Source organism: Desulfurispirillum indicum S5 (assembly GCF_000177635.2).
Taxonomy (GTDB): domain Bacteria; phylum Chrysiogenota; class Chrysiogenetes; order Chrysiogenales; family Chrysiogenaceae; genus Desulfurispirillum; species Desulfurispirillum indicum.
On sequence record NC_014836.1, the window covers coordinates 190185 to 215846 of the forward strand.

Genomic DNA, 25662 nt, shown 5'->3' on the forward strand with positions numbered 1-25662 from the left:
ATCGTCACCAGCCTTTTCCAATATGATGAAGCGTAAAGAGGATCTCCATGCAAAAATCGTATCTCCTGGCCCCTGGCCCCACACCCGTTCCCGAGCAGGTTGCCCTGCGCATGGCCGCTCCGGCGGTTCACCATCGCACTCCGCAGTTTTCCCGTCTCTTTGCTGAAGTGGAAGAAGGTCTGAAGTACCTGCTGCAGACCCGTAACGATGTACTCATGCTTGCCAGCAGTGGTTCCGGTGCCATGGAAGCTGCTGTTGTCAATATCATGCATTCTGCGGAAAAGGCGATCGTGGTCAACGCCGGGAAATTTGGTGAGCGCTGGGGGAAAATCTGCCAGGCCTATGGCGTGGAGGTCATCTGGCTCAACTCGCCCTGGGGAACGCCGGTCAACCCCGATGAAGTTGCCCAGGCGCTGCGGGAAAACCAGAACGTGGGAGCCGTCTTCGTGCAGGGGTGCGACACCTCGGCGACGGTTCAGCATCCCGTTGCCGCCCTTGGGGCCATCGTGAAGGAATACCCCCGGACCCTGCTGGTGGTGGATGGCATCACGGCGGTGGGTGCCGCTGATCTGGCCATGGATCGTGATCATATTGACGTGCTGGTTGTCGGCTCTCAGAAAGCGTTGATGCTTCCTCCGGGCCTGGCTTGTGTGGGCGTGAGCGAAAAGGCCTGGCAGAAAATGGATACTACCGATCTGCCCAGATTTTATTTTGATATGCGCAAGGAGCGCAAATCCCTGGCCAAGCACACCACGGCCTATACGCCGGCCACGTCTCTGATTACCGGGCTCCATGAGGTGCTTACGATGATCCGCTCCGAAGGCCTGGAGAACCTCTTCCGGCGCATTGACTGCCTGGCCCGCGCCACCCGCGCTGGTTTGCAGGCTCTGGGACTGGAGCTGCTGGCTCCCGGTGCACCGGCAGCCTCCTGTACCGGTGCCTATCTGCCGGCTGCCATCGACGGCAAGGCCTTTGTGCGCTTTGCCCGCGATACCATGGGCGTGACCTTTGCCGGTGGCCAGGATGACCTGGAAGGAAAAATTGTTCGTATCAACCACATGGGGTATGTGGATACGTTTGATGTGATTATCAGCATCAGCGCCATGGAAATGGCCCTGAAGGCCTTTGGACACGCCTTTACACCCGGCAGTGGCGTGGGCGCTGCCCAGGAAATTCTCGCGGAAAGGTATTCCCTATGAAAATAGTTGTATGCGACCGGCTGGAAGCCAAGGCGACCCGCAAACTGCAGGAAAAGTATGACCAGGTGGTGCTGCTGGAGAGTCCCGATCGCCAGACCATCATTGAGCACAGCGCCGACGCCGATGCCATCATAGTCAGAAGCCATACGGTCATTGACCGCACGATTATTGAAAACAGTCCGCGCCTGCGGGTTCTCGGAAGGGCCGGCTCAGGCTCCTATAATATCGACGTGGAAGCTGCCAGCAAAAGAGGCATTGTGGTACTGCACACGCCCTTTATCTCCAGCACATCCACCGCTGAGCTGGCTATCGCCCTGCTGATCGGCGCGGCCCGCAAGCTCAAGGAAGCCACTGCCGATATGGCCGGTGGCAAGTGGGATCGCGGTGCCCTCAACGGGTTGGAACTTTCCGGCCAGACGGTGGGTATCATCGGCTACGGAAATATCGGTCGCAAGGTGGCTGCCATCACCAAGGCCATCGGTATGGAAGTCCTGGCGTACGACCCCTATGTGCGCTATCAGCAGACCGAATCGCCTGTTGCTGATCTGGTAAGCCTGGATGAATTGCTGACCCGCAGCACTGCTGTGATCGTCTGCTGCCCGCGGACTCCGGAAACCGCAGGCATGTTCAATGCGGCCCTGTTTGCCCGTATGCGTGCGGGTTCTTTGCTGGTCAATGTGGGCCACGGGCAGGTGGTGGTGGAAAAGGACCTGATTGCGGCCCTGGACAGCGGTCATCTTTTCGGTGCAGGCCTTGACGTGTTCGAGGAAGAGCCGACCCGTCGCGAGACGGCGGTGGTTCAGCATCCCAGGGTGTACACCACACCCCATATAGGTGCTGCCACCATGAAAGCCCAGGAAGGCGTCTGCACTGATATCGTCGATAAGGTTATCGGTTTCCTGGACAACGGATACATCTCCGGCTCAATCAATCTGCCCGTTGTCGACGAAAATACCGAAGTGAACATCCAGGGGTATATTGAGCTGGCGGGAAAGCTGGCATCCATGGTTTCGCAGCTTGACCCCGCAACCACCAGGCTTTGCCTGCAGGTCAATGGCAAGCTGGCCTATAGTGATACCGGTGCCCTGGAAAACCGCGTGGCCAGAGAGTTTCTGTTGGCCCGGCGCCAGGAGGCCAGTGATATCAATGCCCGCTTCCTGCTGGATGACCAGGGTATCAGCATCAGCCTTGGCAAGGCCGATCAGGGCTCAGCTTTCGTCAATGAGGTTGAGGTGGCAACGGACAACTACTCCCTCAAGGGAACCCTGCTGGCCGACAAGTTCCCGCGCATCGTCGAGGTGAATGAGTACAAGATCGAAGCCGTGCCCCAGGGCACCATGCTCTTTTTCCGCAACTACGACCGTCCCGGTGTGATCGGCAGCCTCGGCCGCCTGCTGGGAGAGAAGAATATCAACGTTGCCAATATGCGCCTGGGATTCCGGGGTGACGACGAAGCCATTGCCATGGTCAATATTGACACCGCTGTGGACGCGGCAACCCTGCAGGAAATCACCCGTCTTGACAATATCATCGACTGCTTTCAACTGGAGTTTACATGAATACACCCGGCACCATGGAACCGAAGGATATCCCCAAAGGCTTTCGCGCCTCCATAGGCCCGCAGGCACGGACCATCTTCTCCCTGGAGAAGGACATGGTGGATATCTTCCAGTCCTGGGGCTATCAGCCGATTCTGACCCCCAGCCTGGAGTACGAGGACGTTATCGCCCGCGCCCTGGATGAAAACACCCTGCCCAGCACCTATCGCATCATCGACAGCATTACCGGGCGCGTCCTGCTGCTGCGCCCCGACTTTACCCCCTCCATAGCGCGGGCCTACTCCACGGCCACCACCAAGCTTGGCGACTGCGTGCGCCTGTGCTACAGCGGCTCGGTATTTCGCTCCATCAACAAGCACGAGGGCAACCAGGCCCAGGTGGTTCAGGCGGGGGGGGAATTCCTGGGCTGTTCATCCCTTGAAGCGGATTTTGAAGCCATTGCGCTGTGCGTGCACGCCATTGGTCAGGTCAGCAGCCATGGCCTGAATCTGGTGCTCACCCACAGCCGTTTTATCGGTGGCATCCTTGCGGCGCTGGAGGTGGAGCCTGCCATGGAGAAGGCCATTGTCAGCGCCCTGCACAAAAAGGATCTCTCCGCGCTGAAGGAGCTGTTGGAACAGTCCGGAACCACCTACCACAACCGCGAAGTGCTGCTGAAGCTGCCCGGCCTGATTGGTGATACCAGCCTGATCGACCGCGCCCGCAGCCTTGTCTGTAACGAGACTTCCCACCGGGCTCTCGATGAGCTGGGGGCCCTGCTGCAGAAACTGGAGCATATTGGCTGTCGCATCACTCTGGATCTTTCCGAGCTCTCCTACCTGAACTACTACACCGGGTGCAGCTTTGAACTCTATGACGAAGAGTGCGGCATGAAGGTGGCTGGCGGCGGACGTTACGACAACCTGGTTGGCAAGTATACCCATCCCACACCTGCCGTGGGATTCGCCGTCAACATCAATCACCTGTGCGAAGCGGGTCTGCGAAATCAGCATGAAATCCTTGTGGATTATGTGGTATACAGTGAGAGCGATACCCTGGAACAGGCCCAGCAGGAAGTGGAACGTCTGCGCCGCCAGGGACACAGTGCCTTCTGGATAACGGCCTCCAGCGCCGCTCAACACCAGCAGCGTGCCAGAAACATCATCAAGTTACCGTAACCGATAGTTGAAATACTTGCCGCAGCCTGACGAGCATCGACCAGGCTGCCAGAAAGAGGACTTTTCATGGCAAATCTCGTTATTTTAGGCGCCCAGTGGGGCGATGAGGGAAAAGGGAAAATAGTCGACCTGCTTTCGGAGAAGGCTGATGTGGTCGTTCGTTACCAGGGTGGACACAATGCCGGGCATACCGTCAAGGTCGGTGACGATGAAACTATCCTGCACCTGATTCCCAGTGGCATCCTGCACGAAGGAAAGATGTGCGTGATCGGCCAGGGTGTAGTGGTTGATCCCAAGGCCCTGCTGGATGAAATTGAAAAGCTTGAGAAAAAAGGTATCAAAGTGGCCGGTCGCCTGCTCATCTCCGAGCGCGCCAACCTGATCATGCCCTACCATCGTGTCATCGACAAATCCAACGAGAGTCACCGCGGCGAAAAGAAGATCGGCACCACCGGGCGCGGTATCGGCCCCGCCTATTCCGACAAGATGGCCCGCATCGGCATCCGCTTTGTGGATCTTCTGGAAACAGAGCTCTTTGCCGAGCGCCTGGCTGACAACCTGCAGAACTACAACTATATTCTCGAAAAACTCTACCACCACCCCGACCTCAAATTTGCCCAGGTTTTCGCTGAGTACGAAGAGTATGGTCAACGCCTGAAGCCCTATATCGCCGATACCTCCCTCTACCTCGCCAACGCCATGGCCCGGGGGGAGAAAATTCTCTTCGAAGGGGCCCAGGGCACGCTGCTGGATGTGGACAGCGGCACCTATCCCTATGTCACCTCATCTTCCTGCTGCAGTGGTGGCAGCCTGACGGGAACTGGTGTGGGCCCCCAGGCCATCAACCATGTGGTGGGCGTCATGAAAGCCTATACCACCCGTGTGGGCGAAGGGCCGTTCCCCACGGAGCTGCTGGATGCCGATGGCGAAAAACTGCGTGAAATCGGACATGAATATGGCGCCACTACCGGACGGCCCCGTCGCTGCGGCTGGTTTGACTCGGTTGTTGGCCGCTATGCGGTGCGCACCAATGGCCTGACCGGCCTGGCTGTCACCAAGCTTGATGTGCTCGATGCCTTTGATACCATCAAGATCTGCACCGGCTACAAGATTGATGGCGAAGTGGTTCAGGAATTCCCCGCCAGCCTCAGCAAACTGCGCAGAATCGAGCCGGTTTTCGAAGAGATGCCTGGCTGGAAGACATCCACCGTTGGCGCCAAAGGGGAACAGGATCTGCCACCGAATGCCGTGGCGTACCTGCGCCGCATTGAGGAGCTGGTCGGCTGCAAGGCTGTTCTCGTCTCCACTGGCCCGAAGCGTGATCAGACGTACTTTACGCCCGATTTTGACACCCTGCTGTAATTCCTTTTCCCATAAAAAAAGCGCAGATGCTCCTGGCATCTGCGCTTTTTCTGTTGAATGGTTTTTTACTTGAGCATCTCGCTGATCACATCCTGATTGAAGCCACCGGGAACCACGCGGCCGTTGATGACCACCACGGGGGTTCCGCTCCAGCCCTGGGCGCGGGCGAAATGGGTGGACTCCTGAATCGTCGCGCTGATCTGGCCGTCATGCTGGTCCAGATAGGCTTTGACCTTCTCCCTCTCGGCTGCCGGAACCGCTTCGAGGGCAGCCTGGGTTGCCTGCTGAGGAGTCATGCGGGCCATGCTCTTGCTGTACATGCCGCTTTTCACGGCGTGGATATCCTGAACCCCAGCGCGTTTGGCGGCCAGAACCACCTTGGCCTGAACCAGTGAGTTGGGGAAGAGGACAAAATCTTTGGTGTAGAAGGCGACAGTGTTGCCTGCCTTGCCGTGCAGGAACTCGTAGGCCTGGGCGCAGTAACCGCAGTCGTAGTCGCCGAATGCCACGACGACTGTACTGGCGTTGGGGTTCCCTGCCGCCAGGTCTTCCGCGCTCAGGGGGATTTCCAGAGCCGGGGCAAAGCGGGCTTTGGCCTCAGCGATGACATCGGAGCGGTCAGTCAGGTCAAGGGCCTGCCCCAGAACGTAGCGACCATCGGAAATTTCGATGACCTGTTGGGAGCGCTCTCCCTGCTGGTCTTTCCAGCGTACCGTCAGGTCAAAGTAATTAAAGCCGGAAAAGAGTGCCTCTTCGCGGTTGATCTCAATACAGCTCTGGTCGGGAAGGTAGGGTATCAGGTTACGGGCGAGTGTCTTTGCCGTGCGGGTCTGGGGAGCTTTTGGGGGGTCACAGAGGCTGGCAGCGACAGCGGTTGTACCGATGCTGGCCAGCGCAAGGGCCATCAGACAGAAAAAAAAAGAACGCAACATAATATCTCCTGGTAATGAAGGTCATCTGCAGGCGGAACAACACACACACCGTTGAGGACTCCTCCTCGCATCGCCAGCAGATGCACCATGTCAAAGTACGGGAAATGGCGCTAAAGTGCAAGGAGCAATACGTCAGAAGCCTCCGGAGGGTTGCTGACGGAAAGAGGGGATAGCGAAAACCGGTGTGTTGGCGTATCCTTTCCGGCGTGGCAGCAGTATGTTTTGATGATTGATATATGCAGGAGAAGTCAATGCCAGAGAAGAGGCTCCCGGAAAAAGGATCACCCGGGTTTCAGGAAAATCAGGGGCGCCTGCCCGCAGGCTGGGTGGTTGCGCTGTGTATTTCTGCGGTTTTTGCCGGGCTCTATTTTTTTTCTGGCGATAGGACACCGCGTCATATTGCCAGGGCTCAGGTGGTGCAGGCGATAGGTGGCGAGGTGAGTCATGAACTGGCTGATTTTTCAGATGGCAAAGCTCGCTATTTTCTTTTCCGGTCGGAAGCGCAAGAAGTGCGCTACTTTATCCTGATGGGTGCTGATGGGGTGGTGCGGGTTGCGCTGGATGCCTGTGAAGTGTGCTGGCAGGAGAACCTGGGGTACGTTCAGGATGGTGAATCCATGGTCTGTGCCCACTGCGGGCTTCGCTTCCCCTTCAGCCAGATCGGCATGAAACAAGGAGGGTGCCACCCCGTTCCCCTGAACCATAGGGTTGAGGGTGGCCGCCTGATCCTGTCAGTGGAGGATCTGCAGGAAGCCGTGGCCTACTTCACGTTTTCCTGAGTTTTTGACATGTTGTTCTTCGCAGCCCCTTGCCGTTAGGCAAGGGGCTGCGCGTATTGTATTCGGGGCTTTCAGAGGTCGTAGAGCTGGATGATACCACTGACCCGCAGATCCTGGGCGACCAGCAGGGAGTTGATTTTCCTGCTGATCATCAGGGCTTCGGCGTCGACCAGGCGGGTTTGTGGTGCCACGGTTTTGGGTTCCCTGGTCATGATATCCTGGGCGCTCAGACGGAAGAAATCCTCCTGGCGTTTATCCATGGCACGCCGCAGGTCACCATCGGTGATGATGCCTACCAGGAAGTTCTGGGCGTTGACCACAATGGCCAGTCCGCAGCGTCCTTCGCTCATGGTGTGAATGATATCCTTCATGCCGGTCTGGCTGTCGACAAAGGGCAGGTTGTCCTGCTTCATGACCTGCTCCACCCGTGTTAGCAGCTTGCGCCCCAGGGAGCCGCCGGGATGGAAACGGGCAAAGTTCTCGGGCTGAAAGTTTCGGGCCTCCATGAGGGTCACTGCCAGGGCGTCTCCCAGTACCAGTGTCGCCGTTGTGGATGAGGTGGGAGCCAGCTGGAGCGGGCAGGCCTCCCTGGTGACGCCGGTGTTGAGGTGGCTGTGAGCGGCGCGTGCCAGGGTGGATGCGGGATTTCCCGTCAGCGCGATCAGATAGTTGCCATTGTCCTGCAGAAAGGGAATGAGCTTGACCACCTCGTCGGTCTCACCGGAATGGGAGATGGCAATGAAGACGTCGTCAGGCGTCACCATGCCGAGGTCGCCGTGGTAGGCTTCGCCGGGGTGCATGAAAAAACTCGGCGTGCCGGTGCTGGCCATGGTGGCGGCGATCTTCTTGCCGATGATACCTGATTTTCCCATGCCGCAGACGATAACCCGGCCACGGGACTGCAGGATGGCTTCGACACTGCGGGCAAAGTCCATATCCAGGTGCTCCACCAGCCTGGCCACTTCGGTGGCTTCGGTGGTGATCACCTGGCGGGCGCTCTGGAGAAAGTGCTCGTGGTTCATGGTGTATCCTTTTGCTGTTGAAGTATGCGGATTACCCGCTGCACATCGGCGGGCGTGTCGACGCCATGGGGTGGCGACTCGTGCCATGCCATGACCCGGATGGGTATACCCAGCCACAGCGCGCGCAGCTGCTCCAGTTTCTCCCGGAGCTCCAGGGCGCATGGTGGTGTGGTGGCCAGCCGCTGCAGCACCCGGTTGCGGTAGGCGTAGATACCAATATGGCGGGCGAAGGCTTCCAGTGGCCACTGCTCGGGGGAAATGTCCCGGCAGTGGGGGATCGGAGCGCGGGAGAAGAGCAGTGCGTCTTGCTGCTGGTTCAGCACCACCTTGACCACATTGGGATCATGGATATGCTGATATTCAGTGACGGGCACCACAATGGTTCCCATCTGCAGCGCGGTCTGCTGCTGGCAGAAATCGGCGAAGGCCCTCAGCAGCTCGCAGGGAACCAGGGGTTCATCGCCCTGCACATTGAGGATGATATCATCGTCTGACCAGCCACTGAGCCTGGCCACCTCGGCGGCGCGGTCGGTTCCGCTCTGGTGGTCGGCAGCGGTGAGGACATGGGGAATGTCATGTCTGGCCAGCACCTGGACAATGCGTTCGTCATCGGTGGCGACGAGAATATCTTCTCCGGGCAGCCCCAGTTGAACTCTCTGAAATACCCGCACAATCATGGGCAGCCCTGCCAGATCCACCAGGGGCTTGGCGGGAAGCCGCATGGAAGCGTAGCGGGCGGGAATCACCACCCGTATGGTCGGTTGCGGCGTGCTCATATGTCTCTCCTTGGCTGGTCGTCAGTGAATATCAAGGACGGGCAGGCTCTTGACCAGGTCATCCACCGCCTTCACCTGCTCCAGAAAGGGATGAAGCATATGGAGGGGCAGGGCGCTGGGGCCGTCGCAGCGAGCCTGATCGGGGTCGCGGTGCGCCTCCAGAAAGAGCCCGGCCAGGCCAATGGCCATGCCGGAACGGGCCAGCTCCAGGGCCTGGGCGCGACGCCCTCCTGAGGCGGTTCCCAGCGGATCGCGGCACTGCAGGCTGTGGGTGACATCGAAGATCACCGGGCAGTTACCGGTAGCCTGGCGCATCTGGCGGAAGCCCAGCATGTCCACCACCAGATTATCGTAACCAAAACAGGTGCCGCGCTCACAGAGGATAACCTGATCGTTGCCCGCTTCGCGGCACTTGCTGACAATATTCCCCATCTGGGTGGGGCTCAGAAACTGGGGCTTCTTGACATTGATGGGCTTGCCAGCGCGGGCAATGGCGACGACCAGGTCTGTCTGGCGGGCGAGAAATGCCGGCAGCTGCAGCACGTCAATGACCTCGGCGGCCGGCTTCACCTGCTCCACCTCGTGGATATCGGTGATGACCGCGACGCCGAAGCGCTCTTTAACTGTTTCAAAAATACGCAAACCCTCCTCCAGTCCGACACCCCGATAGGAGTGAATGGAGGAGCGGTTGGCCTTGTCAAAGGACGCCTTAAAAACGTAAGGTATCCCAAGGGCGTCGGTGGCTTTGACATAGGCTTCGCAGGCGTGAAGGCTTGAGTCCAGGTCTTCCAGGACGTTGATGCCGCCAAAGAGCACAAAGGGCTTGTCATTGGCCAGCTCTATAGTTGGGGAGATGCGGATACGCATAGGGTTCACCTGCTGGATATCGGAATTGAGAGAAAAATCTGGCTTACTGTACTGAAATTCCAGCGAAAATCCCATACCCCAGAGGTGATTGCCCCAAGTTTTTCAAGGAGAACCTATGCTGCGGACACTTGTGATGCTGATGTTACTGGCTGGAATTTTCTATGGGTTGCTGGTGCTGGGCATGTATCTGCTGCAGGCGCGCCTGCTCTTCTTCCCCAGCTCTCGTCTGGAGGCGACTCCGGGGGATATTGGCCTGGACTATCGTGATGTGCGTTTTCAGGCCGCCGATGATACCCGGCTGCACGGCTGGTTTGTGCCGGTACCGCAGGCCCGGGCCACGGTGATTTTCTTTCACGGCAACGCCGGGAACATATCCCATCGCCTGCAGACCATCAGGGTTTTCCACGATCTTGGCCTGTCAGTGCTGATTTTTGACTATCGCGGTTATGGGCTCAGCGAGGGCACGCCCGATGAAAAGGGCCTGCAGCTTGATGCCGTTGCGGCCTGGCAGGCAGCGCTGGCCCAACCGGAAGTGGATGCGGAGCGTATTGTCTTCTGGGGGCGCTCCCTGGGTGGTTCCATTGCCGCCTGTGGAGCGCTCCAGGCCCAGCGGCAGGGGGGAGCGCCTGTTGCCGTGGTGCTGGAGTCCACCTTCACCTCCCTGCCCGACCTGGCGGCCCAGCTCTATCCTTTTCTGCCCGCGCGCCGGCTCAGTCGCTTTCACTTTGATACTCGCGACGCTGCCGCGCAGCTGGTCAGCCCCTTGCTGGTGGTGCACAGCCGTGATGATGAGGTCGTGCCCTTCAGCCATGGCGAGGAACTCTCTGCCATCAGCGGCCCCGAGGCCTTTGTGGTCTTGCGGGGAGGGCATAATGATGGATTTTTACGGGATGCGCAGACCTATCGACAGGGAGTCGAGGCCTTCCTGCGGCGGCACCTGCCGTAGCGGCTTTCAGGCGGAAGTTCTGCGGGCGACACGCAGTTTGGCGCTGCGGGAGCGGGGATTGAGCTGCTTTTCGGCTTCATCGGCGATCAGGGGTTTTCTAGTGAGAATTTCCAGGAGCGGCTGGTGCTGGCAACGGCACTGCCAGACTTCCGGTGGGCAGATACACGTGCTTGCGTGTTGACGGAAAAATTGCTTGATAATGCGATCTTCCAGGGAGTGGAAGGAGATGACGGCCAGTATGCCACCGGGGCGCAGGTATGTCAGGGCGCTTTCCAGTGAGGTGGTGATGGCGTCCAGCTCCCCATTCACCTCTATGCGCAGGGCCTGGAAGGTGCGGGTTGCCGGATGGATGGACTCGTTGCGATAGAATTTGGCGATATCACGATGAATGAGGTCGGCCAGTTCTTTGGTGGTGGTAAAGGGCTTTTCCCGACGGCAGGCGGCGATAACCCGGGCCACTCTGCGGCTGTGCCGTTCTTCGCCATAGGCGTGAATGATCCGCGCCAGCTCCTCTTCACTGTAGGTATTGACCACATCGGCCGCGCTCAGGGGCGCCGATGGATCCATGCGCATGTCCAGGGGGCCATCGCTGAGGAAGGAGAATCCCCGCTCGGGGGTGTCCAGCTGGTGGGAGGAGACGCCCAGGTCATAGAGAAATCCGTTGACCGAGGATGGTGCCACATTGGCCTGCTTCAGCAGGCGGTGCAGCTGGGCGAAGTTGCCTCGCAGGGGAGTGAAACGCTCGCCCAGCCTGTCACTGCAGGCCTGCAGCGCGGCGGGGTCCTGGTCGATACCGATGATGCGGACGCTGGGGCAGTGTTCCAGAATCAGAGAGCTGTGGCCGCCGCCGCCGACGGTGCAGTCCACCAGTAATGGCTGCTCTGCGTTCAGGGCAGGGCCAAGGCTGCTCAGCACGGCGTCCGCCAGGACGGGAATATGGTGAAAAGTCGTACTCACGGATGGGTGGTGGGGCGCACGGAGCTGTCAAATACCCGCACGATGCCGTTGACCAGCTTGCTGACCCAGGCGAAGAAGGGGTTTGCGCCGCCGTCGTTCTCCATCATGCGCTTGAAGCGGTCATCGGACTGGAAGAGCAGCTCGTCGATAATTTCTCTGGCGTCGTTGTCGGAGCTTTTCTGCAGGTAGAGTATGCCTTTGACTGCCTCAGGAGTGCCCTTGAAGATGAGCGCTTTGATGGCCTCGCGTTTTACGTAATAATTGTCACTGAATTCACAGCGCATGATCAGGGCTTCGATACCCATCTCGGCCACCAGGGGATCGACCGTGAATGCGCCTTTCTGCATCTTCTGCATTTTTTTCAGCAGCAGTTGCTCCTGGGATGGTGGGCGGCTTTCCTTACGGGGCGCGCGGGCTGCGGGCCGTGTCTGGGCCGCCCTGTGTTGGCGGTTGAAGTCACGGTGGGCCGGCGCCGGACGAGCGGAGGCTCTGTTTGCCTGGGGCACCTGATTGGGAGCGGCATCGGGGTGGGTGCTCTTGTACTGCAGCAGTTCGCTGTAGACGCGGTTGATATGCTGGAAATAGCGGACGCTGCCGGGAGTGTTGCCCAGAACATCCGGATGATATTTCTTTACGCAGGCACGGAAGGCTGCCTTGATCTGGGCAACGGTATGGGTGTGGTCGACACCCAGAAGCCTTTGGGATTCCCTTGCGTATTTGAACATATCAGTTTTTCTCCTGAAACTCCCCGATGAGTGCTTCAATATCTTCGTCGGTGGTTGCCTGGACATCCTCCTTGCCAAAGGTCTTGGCGACCGAGGCGCGGGAAGAGTCAGGGCGGGAAGTACCGAACCAGGTATTGAGGTATCCATTCAGTGCGCGAATGACGGCGATGACCTTTTCAATCTTCTGTCGCGAAATATCCTGGAACTGAAGCAGATCCATGGCGACATAGATGTCATCCTGGCACTCCTGGGCCGTTTTTTTAATCTGTTCTATCTGATCTAGTGTTTCGGAAAAATCCCGTAAAAACTTTACCACCGGATTGTCTGGGTGCTTGTGGCTGAGCATCTCGACCACGCGTTCATGGCGATCCAGCAGCTTGGAGAAACGATCGATGTCGGTGACCATGGTGTTGACCTTTTCGATGGCCGCGTCCAGTTTGTCCATGACCTCATTGGTCTTGATTTCGGTCTCGGTGGTGATTTCATCCAGACTGTCGATGATGCGGTGGTCCGGTTCAGGCAGCAGGACACCGCCGTCGGATTTTTTCTTGGAGGGAGCGTCTTCCAGGTGGCAGACCGACTGCAGAATTTCGGCGTGCTCGTCCGGAAGGGGCAGGTCGGGCTCCGGCTCTTTGCTGGGGGCAGCCGCTTTCGGGGCAGGGGCAGCCTGTTTCGTCGCAGGGGCGACCTTGGCGGGTTTTGGTGTCGCTTTGGCCGCAGCTTTGGGAGCCTGTGCCGGGGGCTGCTGCTCAGCGGCGTCAACCTCCTGCAGCAAAGCGTCTACATCTATATCATCGCTTTGGTTACTGCTGTTGTCTGAGCCTGCTCCCGCTGCTTCAAACTCAGCGAGCAGGCTGTCGATATCGCTTTGATCCGGTTTCGCCATGCGGTTCCCTCCTGTATATGGTCGAAGCTTCCGCGGAAGCTGCTGAGCCTCATGCTCAGCCGGTAGTGTCTTGGTGTGTCGCTTGCGCTGAGCAGGCGCGCAACATATTAATTATGGGGACTTCAGCCAGGGATTTCAAGGAGAGGTTTACCGTTCCGGAAAACCGCGCTCAGGCCTCGTTGATCCACTGGCGGATTTTGCCCTTGTACTCTTCCAGCAGCTGCCTGGCAGACTCCTCGTCGCGGTGCTCGCAGTACAGGTGCACTGCGGGCTGGTGCTGGTCGGGAATCATGTGGATGCTGCTGTTTTCCATAAGGATCTTGATGCCATCCACAAAGCTTGCCTCTCTGGTGATGGCGTCTTCACTCATCTTGCGCATCACGGTGCCCTTGAATTCGCTGGGGCAGGAGATGCTGCTGCTGAGGAAGGCATAGGCCGGGATGGCGCTGAATATCTCGGAAGCCGGCTTGCCGACCGTGGCCAGCAGTTCCAGGATCTTGGCGATGGAGTACATGCCGTCGAAGGCACTGGAAAACTCGCGGAACGCGATCAGGCCATTGTGGTAGGCAATCAGATCCGTATCGCCCAGGGCAGAGCCCTGCAGCCCGACAAACTTGCCACGGGTAATCTTGACATGTGGGGAAATGGCCTCATCCAGAACACTGGGGGCGGAGACCGGAATATAGACCTTCTGAATGCTCTGCTTGAGGCGGGCGTAGTCGTGGAGGAGCTGGAGGGTAAAGAGGATCAGCTGGTGATCCGCCCGCACATTGCCCTTGTCGCCCACCATCAGGAAGTGCTCTCCATCGGGGAAGAGAATGAACCCAAGGTCAGCCGATGTGGACTGCACGATGGAGCGCACATCGTTGACGGCATCCTGCAGCTGGGTGGCAGAGCGGGAGAGCCCGTCGGGATTTTCGTAGGCGTTGAGGACGATCATTTCGCAGCCGAGCTTGCTGAGAATCTCGGGGAAGACATTGATGGTGGCGCCGAAGCTCAGATCCAGAACGATCTTGAAACGGGCGGCGGAAATAGCCTTGCGGTTGATGGTGGCCAGGAAGGTGTCCAGATAGTTTTTCGGCAGTCCCGAGTCGTCGTAGATGTCTCCCACTTCATCGTGGGCGGCCTTGCGGAATTTCTCCCGGAAGAACAGGCGCTCAATGGCCTTTTCCGCCGCCGAGTCGATGACATTGCCGCCCGCGTCGAAGAAGGTCATGATGGTTTCGTCGATATTGTCGCTGCACTGCTGAAAGTGAACTCCACCGGCCAGCAGTTCATTGTTTTCAAGCTTGAAGCGGTTGACAGGGGCTGGATTGAGGCGCATGTCGATGACATTGACCCCTGCCGAGAGTACTCCGCCCAGGAAGGAGCGCTTGATCATGCGCGAAGCCTTGTGGTAGTCCCGCGACATGATAATGGTGGAGTTGCGGGGCAGGAAAGATGCCAGGGCCGCGCCGATCTTGGCGGCAAAGTCAGCGGATATCTGAATGTTGGTAAAGCCGCGGATGGCCCCGCTTTCGAAAATAGTGGCTTTGAACTTGTCGCCCCAAATGACATTGCTGGACACTATGGCTGCCTCCTCAATGTGTTTATCCGGCCAGATGGTGATGTCCTTTTCGATTTCAACCTGTTTTTCGATGGTGACGTTTTCGGCAATGATGGCTCCGTGGGGTATATGCACCTTCTCGGCGATGTGCACGTTATTGCACATGACCGTATGGTGCAGAACAGATTCCTCGCCCACAGTGCAACTGTTCCAGATGATACAGTTTTCCAGCTCGCAACCACTTTTGATGTGGCAGTTGTCGCCGATAATGCAGTTGGTGAGTTTGGCGTACGGTTCAATGATCGTGTTGGCACCGATGATGTTGATACCTTCCAGGAGGGTGCTCTGGTAGCTGGTTGAGGGATGGGCGCGGATGGTGGCGCTGGGTGTGACCTGGCATTCTATACCCACATCCAGGCTGAAGGCGCCGCTGAAAAATTCATCCATGCACTCCCGGTAGGAATCGGGGTTGCCCACGTCGCGCCAGTAGCCGTGGGCGTTGAATCCATGAATGGGTATCTGGCGCTTCATCAGCAGGGGGAAGAGATCCTTGCTGAAGTCAAAGTTGGTTTTCTCGGGAATGTGTTGAAAGATTTCCTTTTCCAGAACATAGATGCCGGTGTTGATGGTATCGGAAAAGACCTCGCCCCAGCCCGGTTTTTCCAGAAATTTGACGATGCGGTGGTTTTTATCGGTCACCACCACGCCGAACTGCAGCGGGTTGGGAACGGAAGTCAGGGTGATGGTCACCATCTCCCGCGACTGCTGATGGGCGCGGATGATGGTGTTGAGGTCAAAGTCGGTTACCAGGTCGCCGCTGATGATGAGAAAGCTTTCGTCAATATGAGCCTCGGCGCACTTGACCGCGCCGGCAGTGCCATAGTCATCGTTGGGAAGGACATAGGTGATACGCACCTCGAGCTCGCTGCCATCGCCGAAATGGTTCTGGACGATTTCGGGCATATAGAAGAGGAGGATGACGATATCGGTAATGCCGCTGTCGCGGAGCTTTCTGACAATGTGCTCCATCATGGGCCTTCCCGCCACAGGGATCATGGGTTTGGGAAGACTGTTGGTCAATGGTTGAATCCTGGTACCAAAACCGCCGGCCATGATGACTGCTTTCATTGGCATTTCCCCCGGTGTACGCTCCAAAAGAGCTATGCAGCATTTTTACAGAGTGTAACTTTTGCTGCTGCTTGTCGCAAGTCTCTTTGCGTTCCGGGGGAAACTTTTCGTGGGCGGAATGTTTACCAGCGGTTGGTGTACATATCCCGTATGGTGGCGTTGTACAGGACAAAATCCGGGTAGATGCGGACCTCGTCGATAAGCCCGGGAAAGGTCGCTGCGCTGAACATATTTCCATCATGGACATTGCCGATGGCGAACAGGCTCGGCGTGTGCAGGCTGCGGCCGTGGAGGTCATGGCTGGAACCGCTTGTTTCTCCCAGCTGACGGTTGCCACCGAGGTAGAGACGCAGCTGATTTGCCACGGTGCTGTGCTCGGGATTGGCCCGCTGCAAAATACCCGCGAGATGCTCCCACTCCCCCAGTTGCAGGGGGCGTTCCGAGCGCACCGAGCGCATGGTGCCGTTGCTGTCGCGCACCTGGAAGATGACATATCCCTGGGTGTCTACCAACAGGCTGTAGCCGTTGCTGCCGCCGGATCCTCCCTTACCGGCAATCACCCGTGGCTGGGTGGGCATGGCACTGAGTTTGACCCAGGCACTCAGGGAGAAGTTCTGCGTGGCTATGTTGAATGTGCTGCTGTCTTCCAGGAAGGTGTAGCCGCCAGCCAGGGATTGCCCCGCACCGGATGGAGTGTCTGGGGAATAGGAGTGTCCCACCACGATGCCGGGGCCACGGTTGCCGGCATCAAAGGGCCAGTGACTGCCAGTGGCCCTGGCACTGGGGTAGATGGCCAGGTCGGAAATCTTCAGGCCAAAGGGAATGTCGCCGGTGGCAAAGGTGAACCCCGCTTTCAGCTGCTGAAAAAGGGCTTCGGTGCTGATGCCCTCTTGCTCTGGAAAGCTGGTGCAGTACTGAAATGAGTTCTGACTCCACTGTGGGTAGGGGCTGGTGACATCCCCGAAGGTACTGTCGCTGTGGCAGCTTTCTCCTGGATTGCAGACCCAGACCAGCACCAGCAGATTTTTTGCCGGATCAGCCAGATCGCACTGCTGACGGGAGAGTTCGATACGGGTGGCATAGGTGTGCGGCTCCACACCTGCCGAAGCCTGATACTCCAGCCAGTTGGCCTGGGAAGGATTATAGGTGCACCCGCCTTCGCCGCCAAACTGTGTCGCAGTGGCGCACGGGGGATTTCCCGTTGCGCCGTGCTCCACACTGGCTGTGGAGAGAAAGGCCACATGGTTGGCCGCCGGATCTCCCAGGTGTTCTTCCTGGTGCAGGTCGAATTCGATGGCCATACGGGGGCTGTCCTCCGCAGGATCACAGCCGGCCGGACGCACTTCGATAAAGCTGATCTTGGCATTGCGATCTGCCTCGGGTGCCACTGTCAGCCTGCCGTCATAGACGCCCACCTCCACATTGTTCCACAGGTCAAAATCTCCTCCCGTCCCAAGGGTTGTGGCATAGGGATCGGGGTCTGCAAAGCGCACACCCTCGACCAGCATGGTGTTGTCCTGATCGGAATAGCGGGGGTCGCCGGCACCCAGCGTCACCAGATACTGCCCATTGGGCAGGGCCAGTTCCCACTCACGGGCCCACCAGGCGGTGGTGCCCCAGACAAGGGCCATATGGTTGAAGGTATCCCAGCGCAAGTTTTCATCTGCGCTCAGATTGGAATCAGCAGGATTGGTCAGAGTGGTACGATAGCGGGGAGGCCCGTAGAATTCACTGGTCCAGCCATAGCGCCAGCCATTGCCGCGATTGCCGAAAGTTTCACTGTAGTCTGGCAGATACCCATCGGGCACCGGAACCTTCATGTTTCTGATGCTGGTGGCATTGGTGCCGCTGTGCCAGGCACAGAGGTTGCTTCCGCAGTCTTCCAGGATATCGGGTTGAAAATTGATTTTCACCTCTGTCGCCTCCAGATTGGCAAACCCCAGGTGGGATCCCTGCTGCTGGTCGCCGCTCTTGCTGGCATTGGTGCAGAGAAAGTTGTGATCGCCCGGGAAGAGGGTAAAGGTAAAGCCACCCTGGGTGCCTCTCGCGTCATTGGCCGTCTGGCCGGGGAAGGTCTGAAAGCGGAAGAAAGCGCGAAAGGGTCGCTCAGCTGCCCCCATGAGAAACGTCTCCTCCACCCAGGCGTGGGCGGGCAGGTTGGAGTAGGCCAGGGGTTCGCCGTTTACCAGATTGCCAAAGAGCAGTGCTCCATCCTCGCCAATGACCAGTTCCTGCTGCCCGAGTCCTCCCTGGCCGGAATCGCCACAGCCGTTTTCAGGCCCCAGGTAGAAGTTGGAGAGGATGAGGTAACGATCACCAGTACTTTGCCAGTTGAACTCCAGCCTGACCGAAGCGATGTCCAGGCCGGGATTGAAGACGCCGAGGCTGAACTCGATCATTCCCGCCGTGACATTGCCGTTGGAGCGGTTGAACGCCGTGAAGTGGCGGACAATCTGGGCTCCGCTGTGAAGCCCGATGGTCAGGGTAAAGGAATTTACCCGCACTGCGGCACGTCCATCGTAGTAGACGCGGAAAACCACCTCTTCGCCTCCCATGTCACACAGCTGCAGGTTGGTGCTGGTGTAGCCCTGGCTGGATGCTCCCGGTGTCTTCAGCTGCAGGATGCCGGCTTCAGGATTGGATCCAGTCGCGTGTCCACCGGGAAAACCCCAGCTCTGGAAGTTCTCGCTGAGCATGATATTGCCGGTACGCCGGAGTATCTGCTCGGGGGTCAGGGGCGCGGAGCCATCCTGCAGCCCGATGATCAGATCCGCGTTGCCCAGGGGGCGGATGACTTCAGGTGGTGTGCCGGTGAGAAATCGGTAGCGATCCTGGGACTTTGCCTGGGTATCGCGGTGTATCCCGAGTCCGGCCAGCGTTGTGCCGCTGAAAACCGAGGTGACCGCAATGCCCATGGCGGCGACCACGGTAATCAGGAAAACAGCCACGATGAGCAGTGAACCCTTCTGGTGTTTGACGTTGCAGGATGCCAGTTCATGCTTCATGGTGAACTCCTTACAGGTGGCAGGGGTTGGCAGCGGTATTCACGTAGACGCTGGTGCGAAAGGCGCCGTAGGTGGACGATGTCAGGTGCAGCTGAACCAGGTGGGCATTCTGCGGCGCAGCAGCACTGTCTTGCAGTTGAGGGTTTGTGCAGTTTGTTCCAAAGCTCCCGTAGAGAAATGTCGAGCCTGCTTCGAAAACCGCACCCGTGAGCGGATGCCCCGGGTTCGCACAGTTGCCCGTATGCCGCCAGATTCTGCCCTGGTTCAGGCGGAAGCAGACCTCCTGGCTATCGGAACGTCGGGTAAAGCGCACGGTGGTCTGGTCGCTGTTGGTATCGATGGCAAGCGCTCCCCGCAGTTCACGGCTGACGCGCTCCATGGCCATATTGACCTGCATCAGTTCATCGGACATCTGCCGGGCCGTGAAGTAGGCATTGATCGCACTGCCCACCATGGGAGCCGAAGCGGCAGATAGAATGCCGATGATGACCATGGTGAGGATCAGCTCCAGCAGGGAGAAGCCCTGTTCGCGATGGTTTCTGCTGTCGATCATGGCTCCTCCCGTGAGAGGTAGATATCCGTAAAGACCATGGTTGTGTTCACACTGTTCTGGCTGATCTGTACTGAAATGTCGCAGTGGTACGCGTTTGCGTCATCGCCATCGGCGTAACAGTTCGCGCTGCCCGCAGTGATGACGCTGTTGTCAAGAGGCTGACAGAGCGGTGTACTCTGGGGGCACCAGCTGGCAAAATCCTGTGTGCTGCCCCGGGCGTAGCTCAGCTCCACCCGTTCCATGGCCAGGTAGGTTCGTCGCAGGATATCGGCATTGGTGGGCGAGCCCTGCAGTACCGGGGCGAATACTCCCAATATGGCCGCAGCGGCCAGTCCGACGACGATGATAAAGACCAGCAACTCGAGAAGGGAGAAGCCGCGCTGGTGTGGTTGCCTGACCATGATGCAGAACTCCTAGGGGGCAAAGCAGAACAGACCATCTGCACTGATAAAACCGTGTTGATAGATGTCCTGGCTGAGCGCCAGGATGTACACTCGTTCACTGGGGTCCGCAGGCAGATTTCCTCCGCCATCAAGGCACCCTCGGTCAAGGTAATCCCGATGGTACTGATAGATAAATGCTGAGCTGCCTGCCTGCGAGCCATCGGTCTGTCCGGGAGGGAGTTTATCACTGCCATCAATGCCGTAGATTTCAGAGCCCAGCCTGCTGGCAACCACCAGATAGCGCTGGCTGGCGTATGCTTGCGTGTAAGGGCGCGCAACCGTGAGCTGACTGTCATTGCCGGTATCGGGATCGGCCGCGATAAACCGGATACGGTCGGCCGGTGGGGCGTCGGGAAGCAGGAGGATATCTCCCTGGCGAATTGCGCTCCCTCCGACACCGAGAGTGCTGAACCCCTGGCTGCTGTCGGTGATATACCCAGTGCTGACATTGGCATTGCCACTGACAAGCACGGTGTCGGTGACGAAGAGGTCGAATCGGGTGTGATCCGGGACAGGATAGCCATCTTCGCGAAAAGCCCGCAGCTCCGCGCTCTGGGCGTGGTAAAACTTGTGCATTGGCAAGGGGGACGTATCGGTAAGCAGGTTGTAGGTTGCCCCTGTGTCAAAGTCCATATGGGCTGCAGCCAGTGGTGGGGTTGTGTTTGCCCGGACTTCCAGGGAGGCGGTGGTGCCGTTGATGGTCACGCTGACCAGGGCGGTACCAGTGGCAGAGGAGCGCAGCTTCACGGTGGTGGCTGCTGGGAAGTTCAGGAAAAAGTTCCCATCGCTGGACTGCCCATTGCTGGTCAGCGGTGTGTCATCCTCAGTGAAAATCTCGCCACGGGTGGTGGTAAACGTCGCTGGCGCGTTGGTAACAGCAGAACGATCGGGGAGCCTGACGGCGCTAATGGTCAGTGTGGCACTCTCATGGCCGTCGGCAGCTATGTGCTTTTTGTCTGTGGAGATGACGATCTGCATATTTTCATTCTGGACGAGTGTCGTGGTACCGGCGCTGCCGCAACCTCCTGCAACAAGCAGCAGAAGTGCCAGGCTGAGGAGATATCCCGTTCGATTCATTGCGTATCCTCCATTTGGATGTGTTCTCTGCATTCGTGTGTTGCTTAGCTGCATGGTCCCGCTTCCACATAGCCGGTTTCCGGGAAGACGCAGATGCCGCTGTCCGGGGGCAGGTTGATGGTGGGTTCGCCGAAGGTAGCGTCAAAACCCAGAGTACCGCTGAAGCTCAGGCCAGTTGGCTCAAGATCCCGTATCATTTCCCCGTCCGCGAATGCTTCAGCGGTAGCGGTGGCGTCGCGGTACAGGAAAAAACGGTACTCAGGGGGATTGACGCTGAATACCATTTCACCCCGGTCGCAGTTTTCGCAGGCCATCACCCGCAGTTGCGCGTAGCGGATATCGCTGACCAGCCTCTGGACCGACACCCCCTGCTCCAGATTCTGGCCAGGCCAGTTCATGATCGCCACTCCACCCAGCACGCTTACGATAATCATGACCAGCAGCAGCTCCAGCAGGGTAAAGCCTCTTTGCATGATTACCTTCCCATGGCGCTGCCCATGCTCCACATGGGCATGAAGATTCCCAGGGCCAGCAGCAGCACCAGCGCCCCCATGAATACCAGCAGTATAGGTTCCAAAGCATCGGAGAGGCGTTTGAGGTCGTAGTCGATGGCCTGATCGTAGAACTCGGCGGTTTCCAGCAGCATGGTGTCGGTGGAGCCGGTCTCCTCACCAACGGCCATCATCTGCAGCACCATGGGGGTAAAGCGCTTGGTGGCAGCGGCACTGCGGGAGAGGCTTTCGCCGCCTTCAATACTCTGGCGCATCTGATCGATGGATTGGGCGATATACAGATTGCCTACGGAGCGGGATACGGCGGAAAGGGCCTGCAGGGCCGGAACTCCGGCGCTGAGCATCATGGCCAGGGTTCGGCAGAAGCGGGAGAGCACGATGCGCTCGGTCAGCGGCCCTATCAGGGGAATGCTCAGTTTGACGCGATCCAGCAGCAGGGCGCCGGAAGGGGTCCGCTGGGAGTATTTCAGGCTGGCATAGGCCAGCAGCGCCATCAGGAGCATCAGCCACCAGTAGTGGGTGAAGGCGTTGGACATGCCGATGAGAAAGCGGGTCGCCAGTGGCAGGTCGCTGCCCATGCGGGCGAACACCTGGGTGAACGCGGGGATGACCATGATGTTGATAACGGTGATGGCCAGTACCATGGCCGAAATGATGACCGTGGGGTAGCGGGTGGCCTGTTTGATGCGTTTCTTGTTGTTCTTGTCCATCTCCAGGTAGGCGGCCACCTGTAAAAAGGCATTATCCAGCTGTCCGGTATTCTCTCCGATATGCACCATATTGATGACGATGGGAGGAAATACCCGGGAATGTACCTGCATGCTGGCCGAAAGCGACATGCCCGACTCCAGCTGGTGGGCCACATCCCGCAGAACCTTCTGCATGGCCTTGCTGTGGCTGGCATCGGCCAGTCCGTGCAGGGTGCGCATCAGGGGCACCCCCGCCTTGATAAGGGCGTACATCTGACGGCAGAACATCAGCAGTTCATCGGGTTTGACCTGGCCTTCGCGGGTGGAAAAATCCCTGGCACTGCGGAAAATTTTCCCGATATCCAGGGAATTTTTTGACGTACCGGTGCCTGCGGTTCTGGCGGGCAGGATACTGACGGGGGTGATACCCTGGGCCAGCAGCTCTGTGGCGACGGCATCGGCACTGCTGCCTTCCATGACGCCAGTGGCAGGTGATCCGCCGGCGCCGCGGCCGGTATACTCGAAGCTCGGCATGGATTTAGTCTCCTTTCAGGGCCGTCAATTCAGCCATGTGGGGCGTGGGCACCATGGATGGAGCGCTCTGCGTCGCAGAAGGAGGTTCAGCCGAGGGCTCCGGGTGCTCTTCCAGGGAAGCGGAGACCTTAAACACTTCGTCGATAGTGGTTTTTCCGGCCTGGGCCGCATCCAGAGCGCACAGGGCCAGGGGGCAGTAGCGGCTGTCCTCGCGGGCGGCACGGGCAAAGGCCGAGCCGTCGCTTCGGCGCAGGGCATCCATCATGGGCTCATTCATTTCCAGGAGTTCATAGACACCCATGCGGCCGCTGTAACCGGTGTTATTGCACTGGTGGCAGCCCTTGCCCCGGAAGTAGGCAGTCTGTTCGTCAAAGGCTTTGCCGGTCAGGTATTCGATCCAGATCTTCTCCCGTGGGCTGGGCGTGTCGACTTCCTTGCAGTTTTCGCAGATGCAGCGGATCAGGCGCTGGGAGATGATTCCGCGCAGAGCCGTGGCCACCAGGAAGGGTTCAGCGCCCATGTCGATCAGGCGGGTGGCGGTGCTGATGGCATCGTTGGTGTGCAGGGTCGAGAGCACCAGGTGTCCGGTCATGGCCGATCTCAGGCCAATTTCCGCGGTCTCCTGGTCGCGCATTTCCCCTACCAGGAGGATGTCGGGATCCTGGCGCAGGGAAGAGCGCAGGACACGGGCGAAGGTCAGGCCGACTTTGGGGTTGATCTGTACCTGGGTGATGCGGGGCAGGCGATATTCCACTGGATCTTCGGCGGTGATGATCTTGACTTCCGGCGTGTTCAGTTCGCTGAGGGCACCGTAGAGGGTGGTGGTTTTACCGCTTCCGGTGGGGCCGGTGACCAGAATCATGCCGTGTGGCCGCTTTATCAGGGTGCGAAAGCGCTCCAGTATAGCCTCGGGCATGCCGATGCGATCCAGCTGCAAGATCCCCTGGGACTGGTCGAGGATACGCAGGACGACGGTTTCTCCGTACTGGCTGGGCAGGGTGGAAACCCGCACGTCCACCATGTGGCCGCGGATTTTGATGTTGAAGCGTCCATCCTGGGGGATGCGTTTTTCCGATATATCCAGGCCGGACATGATCTTCAGGCGCATGACCAGTGCCGAGTCGATGCGCTGTTTTTTCATGGTCTGCTCATGGAGGATGCCATCGATGCGGTGGCGGATGCGCAGGATGTTTTCGTCGGGTTCAATGTGAATATCCGAGGCCTTGGCCTGAATGGCGTCTTCCAGGATGGACTGCAGCAGGCGTACCACCAGCAGTTCCGAGGTGTTGCGTTTGCCGCCGCCCATCAGGGTTGTCAGGTCGAAATCGCTGGCCCCCTTGAGCTCGTCTTCCAGCTCTTCGGCGATGGAAGAGATGTCCTCCTGACGCCGGTAGACGCTGTCCAGTGAACTGATGAGCTCCGATTCCCGCACCACGGCGGGAAAGACCGGCCGCTTGAGGATGCGCTGCATCTCGTCCATGGCGAAGATATCCATGGGGTCGGCCATACCGATCAGGAAGCCGTCTGTGCGCTCACTGAGGATAATGGCGCGAAAGCGGCGGGCCAGGGTTTCCGGCAGCTTGCGGGTCTGCTCCTCGCGGAACTTGTAGTGCTTGAGCTCCACAAAGGGGAGTCGGGCTTTTTCCGCCAGCAGGCGCAGAAACTTATCCTCGCTGACCATGCCACTTTCCACCAGGACATGGCCAAGCTTTTTGCCGGAGCGCTTCTGCTCTTCCAGCGCCTGTCCAAGCTGCTCTTCGGTAATATATCCCGCCTCGGTCAGCAGGTCGCCGATGCGGATTTTGCGGTTCGGGGCACTCATCACCAGACTCCTGGAGGTTCCAGCTGCTGCAGCCGGGTGCGGGCGTACTGGGCCAGCTGCTGGTTTGCCGAACGCACGACACTCTGGTAGAGCTGCCGCGCCTGCGCGGTCTGGCCGTTGAGTTCACCCATGCGCGCTGCGGCGTAGCGGAAGTGTGCGCTGGAAGGGTCGCGCTCCATGGCCTGGAAGTAATGGCGCTGGGCGGCAGCGTATTCTCCCTGCTGCTCGCGGATGGAGCCCAGCAGGAAGGTGAGCATACCGTTGTGATCAGAGGGCAGGTACTGCTGCAGGGAGGACGTGAGCTCATGGAGGGGGCGCTGGCCCTCCAGAAAGCCGATGGCGTAGGAGTAGGCCAGCAGGGCCTTGTGCTCAGGGTGCTGGTCGATAAACGCGTGGGCGTGTCCATCGCGCCCAAGCTGCCCCTGCAGATAGACAATATTGATCAGCAGGCTGCGCGAAGGGTGGCTGTGCTGCACCACATGTTTGTAGAGCAGCAGGCTTTCGTAGAGGCGGCCCTGGCGGTAGAACAGGTCGGCTTTGTTCAGGTGTTCCATGCGCTCACGGGGAGCCATGAATTTCGCTGGCGAAGCAGTGACAGCCGTTGTCTCGGGGGCTTGCGCTGGACTTTTGGCCAGTGGGGGCTCTGCCACGGTCGCTGTCATTGGTCCAGAGGTGCTGGTCCTCTGCAGGGTGATATGGGCGGAGTACACAAACCCCCGCTGCTCTTGTGCAAGGCGGATTTCATACCAGGGGGCGTGGAGCCCGTTGGGAATTTCCCTTTCAACAGTTACCAGCTCACCTTGCTCCAGAACCCGTACCACGGAGCCCTGGGCGGAGGGCATGCTGCGCACATTGAGCTGATAGCTCTGAACCTTTCCCGCCACTGGCTGTCGGGGCTCCTGAGGCAGCAGGTGCAGGTATTTGCCAAAAGCGAATCCCTGCTGATTTTCGGTTTGCACCCGATACCAGGTATACCCGGCGTCGCTTTGGAGAGTCTCCATGATGGTGACCTCCTGATGGAGGGCGAGGGTGCCGGTTATGCTATGGGAAGGGCTGGGCCCTGAACGCAGGTTCAGCATATTGGCCGTGGAAACCGCCTGCCGTGGCATATCCGTGGCGGCCTGGGCAGCGGCACAGCTTAAGGCCATAAACAGCAAGGTGGTGATAATTCCGGGCCGACTCATGG

Annotated in this window: 22 protein-coding genes; 6 read left to right on the forward strand and 16 right to left on the reverse strand. The window is 58.7% G+C overall.

All coding sequences use genetic code 11. The features are described from left to right. Positions 1-47 precede the first annotated feature (47 nt). The 4 genes from SELIN_RS00895 to SELIN_RS00910 all read left to right on the forward strand — a co-directional run bounded on the left by SELIN_RS00895 (position 48) and on the right by SELIN_RS00910 (position 5277). The gene (locus tag SELIN_RS00895; RefSeq protein ID WP_013504820.1) at positions 48-1199 is read left to right on the forward strand and encodes a pyridoxal-phosphate-dependent aminotransferase family protein; all 1152 of its coding nucleotides are present in this window, start codon (positions 48-50) and stop codon (positions 1197-1199) included. Beyond that, positions 1196-2758, forward strand: coding sequence for an NAD(P)-dependent oxidoreductase (locus SELIN_RS00900; protein ID WP_013504821.1), 1563 nt, complete (start codon positions 1196-1198; stop codon positions 2756-2758). The genes SELIN_RS00895 and SELIN_RS00900 overlap by 4 nt, the downstream gene beginning before the upstream one ends. After that, entirely contained in the window at positions 2755-3915 is a 1161-nt protein-coding gene (hisZ, locus tag SELIN_RS00905) for an ATP phosphoribosyltransferase regulatory subunit (RefSeq protein ID WP_013504822.1), read from the forward strand. Before SELIN_RS00900 ends, hisZ begins: the two co-directional genes overlap by 4 nt. Before the next feature lie 66 nt (positions 3916-3981). Then, positions 3982-5277, forward strand: coding sequence for an adenylosuccinate synthase (locus SELIN_RS00910; RefSeq protein WP_013504823.1), 1296 nt, complete (start codon positions 3982-3984; stop codon positions 5275-5277). Positions 5278-5342: 65 nt separating this feature from the next. Here the strand turns inward: SELIN_RS00910 and SELIN_RS00915 are convergent, their stop codons facing one another. Continuing rightward, entirely contained in the window at positions 5343-6209 is an 867-nt protein-coding gene (locus SELIN_RS00915; RefSeq protein WP_013504824.1) for a thioredoxin domain-containing protein, read from the reverse strand. Positions 6210-6460: 251 nt separating this feature from the next. Between SELIN_RS00915 and SELIN_RS13625 the strand changes: the two genes are divergently transcribed. Beyond that, positions 6461-6988 (forward strand): DUF2318 domain-containing protein, encoded by a 528-nt coding sequence (locus SELIN_RS13625; RefSeq protein WP_013504825.1) that lies wholly within the window; start codon positions 6461-6463, stop codon positions 6986-6988. A gap of 71 nt (positions 6989-7059) precedes the next feature. Here SELIN_RS13625 and SELIN_RS00925 read toward each other — a convergent pair whose 3' ends face one another. The 3 genes from SELIN_RS00925 to kdsA are packed head-to-tail and all read right to left on the reverse strand — an operon-like array spanning position 7060 to position 9653. Further along, positions 7060-8010: a KpsF/GutQ family sugar-phosphate isomerase gene (locus SELIN_RS00925; RefSeq protein ID WP_013504826.1), complete on the reverse strand. Its 951-nt coding sequence runs from the start codon at positions 8008-8010 to the stop codon at positions 7060-7062. Further along, positions 8007-8786, reverse strand: coding sequence for a 3-deoxy-manno-octulosonate cytidylyltransferase (gene kdsB / locus SELIN_RS00930; RefSeq protein WP_013504827.1), 780 nt, complete (start codon positions 8784-8786; stop codon positions 8007-8009). The genes SELIN_RS00925 and kdsB overlap by 4 nt, the downstream gene beginning before the upstream one ends. Before the next feature lie 21 nt (positions 8787-8807). Next, positions 8808-9653 (reverse strand): 3-deoxy-8-phosphooctulonate synthase, encoded by an 846-nt coding sequence (gene kdsA, locus SELIN_RS00935; RefSeq protein ID WP_013504828.1) that lies wholly within the window; start codon positions 9651-9653, stop codon positions 8808-8810. 115 nt (positions 9654-9768) lie between these two features. Here kdsA and SELIN_RS00940 point away from each other — a divergent pair, with 115 nt between their 5' ends. Further along, positions 9769-10599 (forward strand): alpha/beta hydrolase, encoded by an 831-nt coding sequence (locus SELIN_RS00940; protein WP_013504829.1) that lies wholly within the window; start codon positions 9769-9771, stop codon positions 10597-10599. 6 nt (positions 10600-10605) lie between these two features. Here SELIN_RS00940 and rsmH read toward each other — a convergent pair whose 3' ends face one another. The 12 genes from rsmH to SELIN_RS01000 all read right to left on the reverse strand — a co-directional run bounded on the left by rsmH (position 10606) and on the right by SELIN_RS01000 (position 25660). After that, complete coding sequence (gene rsmH / locus SELIN_RS00945; protein WP_013504830.1) at positions 10606-11556, reverse strand: 16S rRNA (cytosine(1402)-N(4))-methyltransferase RsmH; 951 nt, start codon at positions 11554-11556, stop codon at positions 10606-10608. Next, on the reverse strand, positions 11553-12281 hold the full coding sequence (locus SELIN_RS00950; protein ID WP_013504831.1) for a J domain-containing protein: 729 nt from the start codon (positions 12279-12281) through the stop codon (positions 11553-11555). Before SELIN_RS00950 ends, rsmH begins: the two co-directional genes overlap by 4 nt. Before the next feature lies 1 nt (position 12282). Then, positions 12283-13167, reverse strand: coding sequence for a hypothetical protein (locus SELIN_RS15185; RefSeq protein ID WP_013504832.1), 885 nt, complete (start codon positions 13165-13167; stop codon positions 12283-12285). A 169-nt stretch (positions 13168-13336) separates the two neighbouring features. Continuing rightward, positions 13337-15841 carry a sugar phosphate nucleotidyltransferase gene (locus SELIN_RS00960; protein WP_013504833.1) on the reverse strand — a complete coding sequence of 835 codons (2505 nt, stop codon included), beginning with the start codon at positions 15839-15841 and terminating at the stop codon, positions 13337-13339. Between the two features lie 122 nt (positions 15842-15963). After that, the gene (locus tag SELIN_RS00965) at positions 15964-18846 is read right to left on the reverse strand and encodes a LamG domain-containing protein (RefSeq protein WP_013504834.1); all 2883 of its coding nucleotides are present in this window, start codon (positions 18844-18846) and stop codon (positions 15964-15966) included. Between the two features lie 10 nt (positions 18847-18856). Further along, positions 18857-19399, reverse strand: coding sequence for a PulJ/GspJ family protein (locus tag SELIN_RS13630; RefSeq protein ID WP_013504835.1), 543 nt, complete (start codon positions 19397-19399; stop codon positions 18857-18859). Next, entirely contained in the window at positions 19396-19800 is a 405-nt protein-coding gene (locus SELIN_RS00975; protein ID WP_013504836.1) for a type II secretion system protein, read from the reverse strand. The genes SELIN_RS13630 and SELIN_RS00975 overlap by 4 nt, the downstream gene beginning before the upstream one ends. A gap of 12 nt (positions 19801-19812) precedes the next feature. Further along, complete coding sequence (locus SELIN_RS00980; protein ID WP_013504837.1) at positions 19813-20919, reverse strand: Ig-like domain-containing protein; 1107 nt, start codon at positions 20917-20919, stop codon at positions 19813-19815. A gap of 44 nt (positions 20920-20963) precedes the next feature. Beyond that, positions 20964-21392, reverse strand: a complete 429-nt coding sequence (locus tag SELIN_RS00985) for a prepilin-type N-terminal cleavage/methylation domain-containing protein (protein ID WP_013504838.1) — start codon at positions 21390-21392, stop codon at positions 20964-20966. A 2-nt stretch (positions 21393-21394) separates the two neighbouring features. Further along, a complete protein-coding gene (locus SELIN_RS00990) occupies positions 21395-22654 on the reverse strand; it encodes a type II secretion system F family protein (protein ID WP_013504839.1) in 1260 nt (419 codons plus the stop codon). Between the two features lie 4 nt (positions 22655-22658). Then, positions 22659-24476 carry a GspE/PulE family protein gene (locus SELIN_RS00995; RefSeq protein ID WP_013504840.1) on the reverse strand — a complete coding sequence of 606 codons (1818 nt, stop codon included), beginning with the start codon at positions 24474-24476 and terminating at the stop codon, positions 22659-22661. Next, positions 24476-25660 carry an SH3 domain-containing protein gene (locus SELIN_RS01000; RefSeq protein WP_013504841.1) on the reverse strand — a complete coding sequence of 395 codons (1185 nt, stop codon included), beginning with the start codon at positions 25658-25660 and terminating at the stop codon, positions 24476-24478. Before SELIN_RS01000 ends, SELIN_RS00995 begins: the two co-directional genes overlap by 1 nt. Between the last annotated feature and the right edge of the window lie 2 nt (positions 25661-25662).

Coding starts and splice junctions, on each gene's coding strand:
- SELIN_RS13630 (WP_013504835.1), bottom strand. CDS start 19,399: ATGATCGACAGCAGAAACCATCGCGAACAGGGCTTCTCCCTGCTGGAG.
- SELIN_RS15185 (WP_013504832.1), bottom strand. CDS start 13,167: ATGGCGAAACCGGATCAAAGCGATATCGACAGCCTGCTCGCTGAGTTT.
- SELIN_RS00925 (WP_013504826.1), bottom strand. CDS start 8,010: ATGAACCACGAGCACTTTCTCCAGAGCGCCCGCCAGGTGATCACCACC.
- kdsB (WP_013504827.1), bottom strand. CDS start 8,786: ATGAGCACGCCGCAACCGACCATACGGGTGGTGATTCCCGCCCGCTAC.
- SELIN_RS00995 (WP_013504840.1), bottom strand. CDS start 24,476: ATGAGTGCCCCGAACCGCAAAATCCGCATCGGCGACCTGCTGACCGAG.
- SELIN_RS00985 (WP_013504838.1), bottom strand. CDS start 21,392: ATGCAAAGAGGCTTTACCCTGCTGGAGCTGCTGCTGGTCATGATTATC.
- SELIN_RS01000 (WP_013504841.1), bottom strand. CDS start 25,660: ATGAGTCGGCCCGGAATTATCACCACCTTGCTGTTTATGGCCTTAAGC.
- SELIN_RS00965 (WP_013504834.1), bottom strand. CDS start 18,846: ATGAAGCATGAACTGGCATCCTGCAACGTCAAACACCAGAAGGGTTCA.
- hisZ (WP_013504822.1), top strand. CDS start 2,755: ATGAATACACCCGGCACCATGGAACCGAAGGATATCCCCAAAGGCTTT.
- kdsA (WP_013504828.1), bottom strand. CDS start 9,653: ATGCGTATCCGCATCTCCCCAACTATAGAGCTGGCCAATGACAAGCCC.
- SELIN_RS00915 (WP_013504824.1), bottom strand. CDS start 6,209: ATGTTGCGTTCTTTTTTTTTCTGTCTGATGGCCCTTGCGCTGGCCAGC.
- SELIN_RS00950 (WP_013504831.1), bottom strand. CDS start 12,281: ATGTTCAAATACGCAAGGGAATCCCAAAGGCTTCTGGGTGTCGACCAC.
- SELIN_RS00975 (WP_013504836.1), bottom strand. CDS start 19,800: ATGGTCAGGCAACCACACCAGCGCGGCTTCTCCCTTCTCGAGTTGCTG.
- SELIN_RS13625 (WP_013504825.1), top strand. CDS start 6,461: ATGCCAGAGAAGAGGCTCCCGGAAAAAGGATCACCCGGGTTTCAGGAA.
- SELIN_RS00900 (WP_013504821.1), top strand. CDS start 1,196: ATGAAAATAGTTGTATGCGACCGGCTGGAAGCCAAGGCGACCCGCAAA.
- SELIN_RS00895 (WP_013504820.1), top strand. CDS start 48: ATGCAAAAATCGTATCTCCTGGCCCCTGGCCCCACACCCGTTCCCGAG.
- SELIN_RS00960 (WP_013504833.1), bottom strand. CDS start 15,841: ATGAAAGCAGTCATCATGGCCGGCGGTTTTGGTACCAGGATTCAACCA.
- SELIN_RS00940 (WP_013504829.1), top strand. CDS start 9,769: ATGCTGCGGACACTTGTGATGCTGATGTTACTGGCTGGAATTTTCTAT.
- SELIN_RS00910 (WP_013504823.1), top strand. CDS start 3,982: ATGGCAAATCTCGTTATTTTAGGCGCCCAGTGGGGCGATGAGGGAAAA.
- SELIN_RS00980 (WP_013504837.1), bottom strand. CDS start 20,919: ATGAATCGAACGGGATATCTCCTCAGCCTGGCACTTCTGCTGCTTGTT.
- SELIN_RS00990 (WP_013504839.1), bottom strand. CDS start 22,654: ATGCCGAGCTTCGAGTATACCGGCCGCGGCGCCGGCGGATCACCTGCC.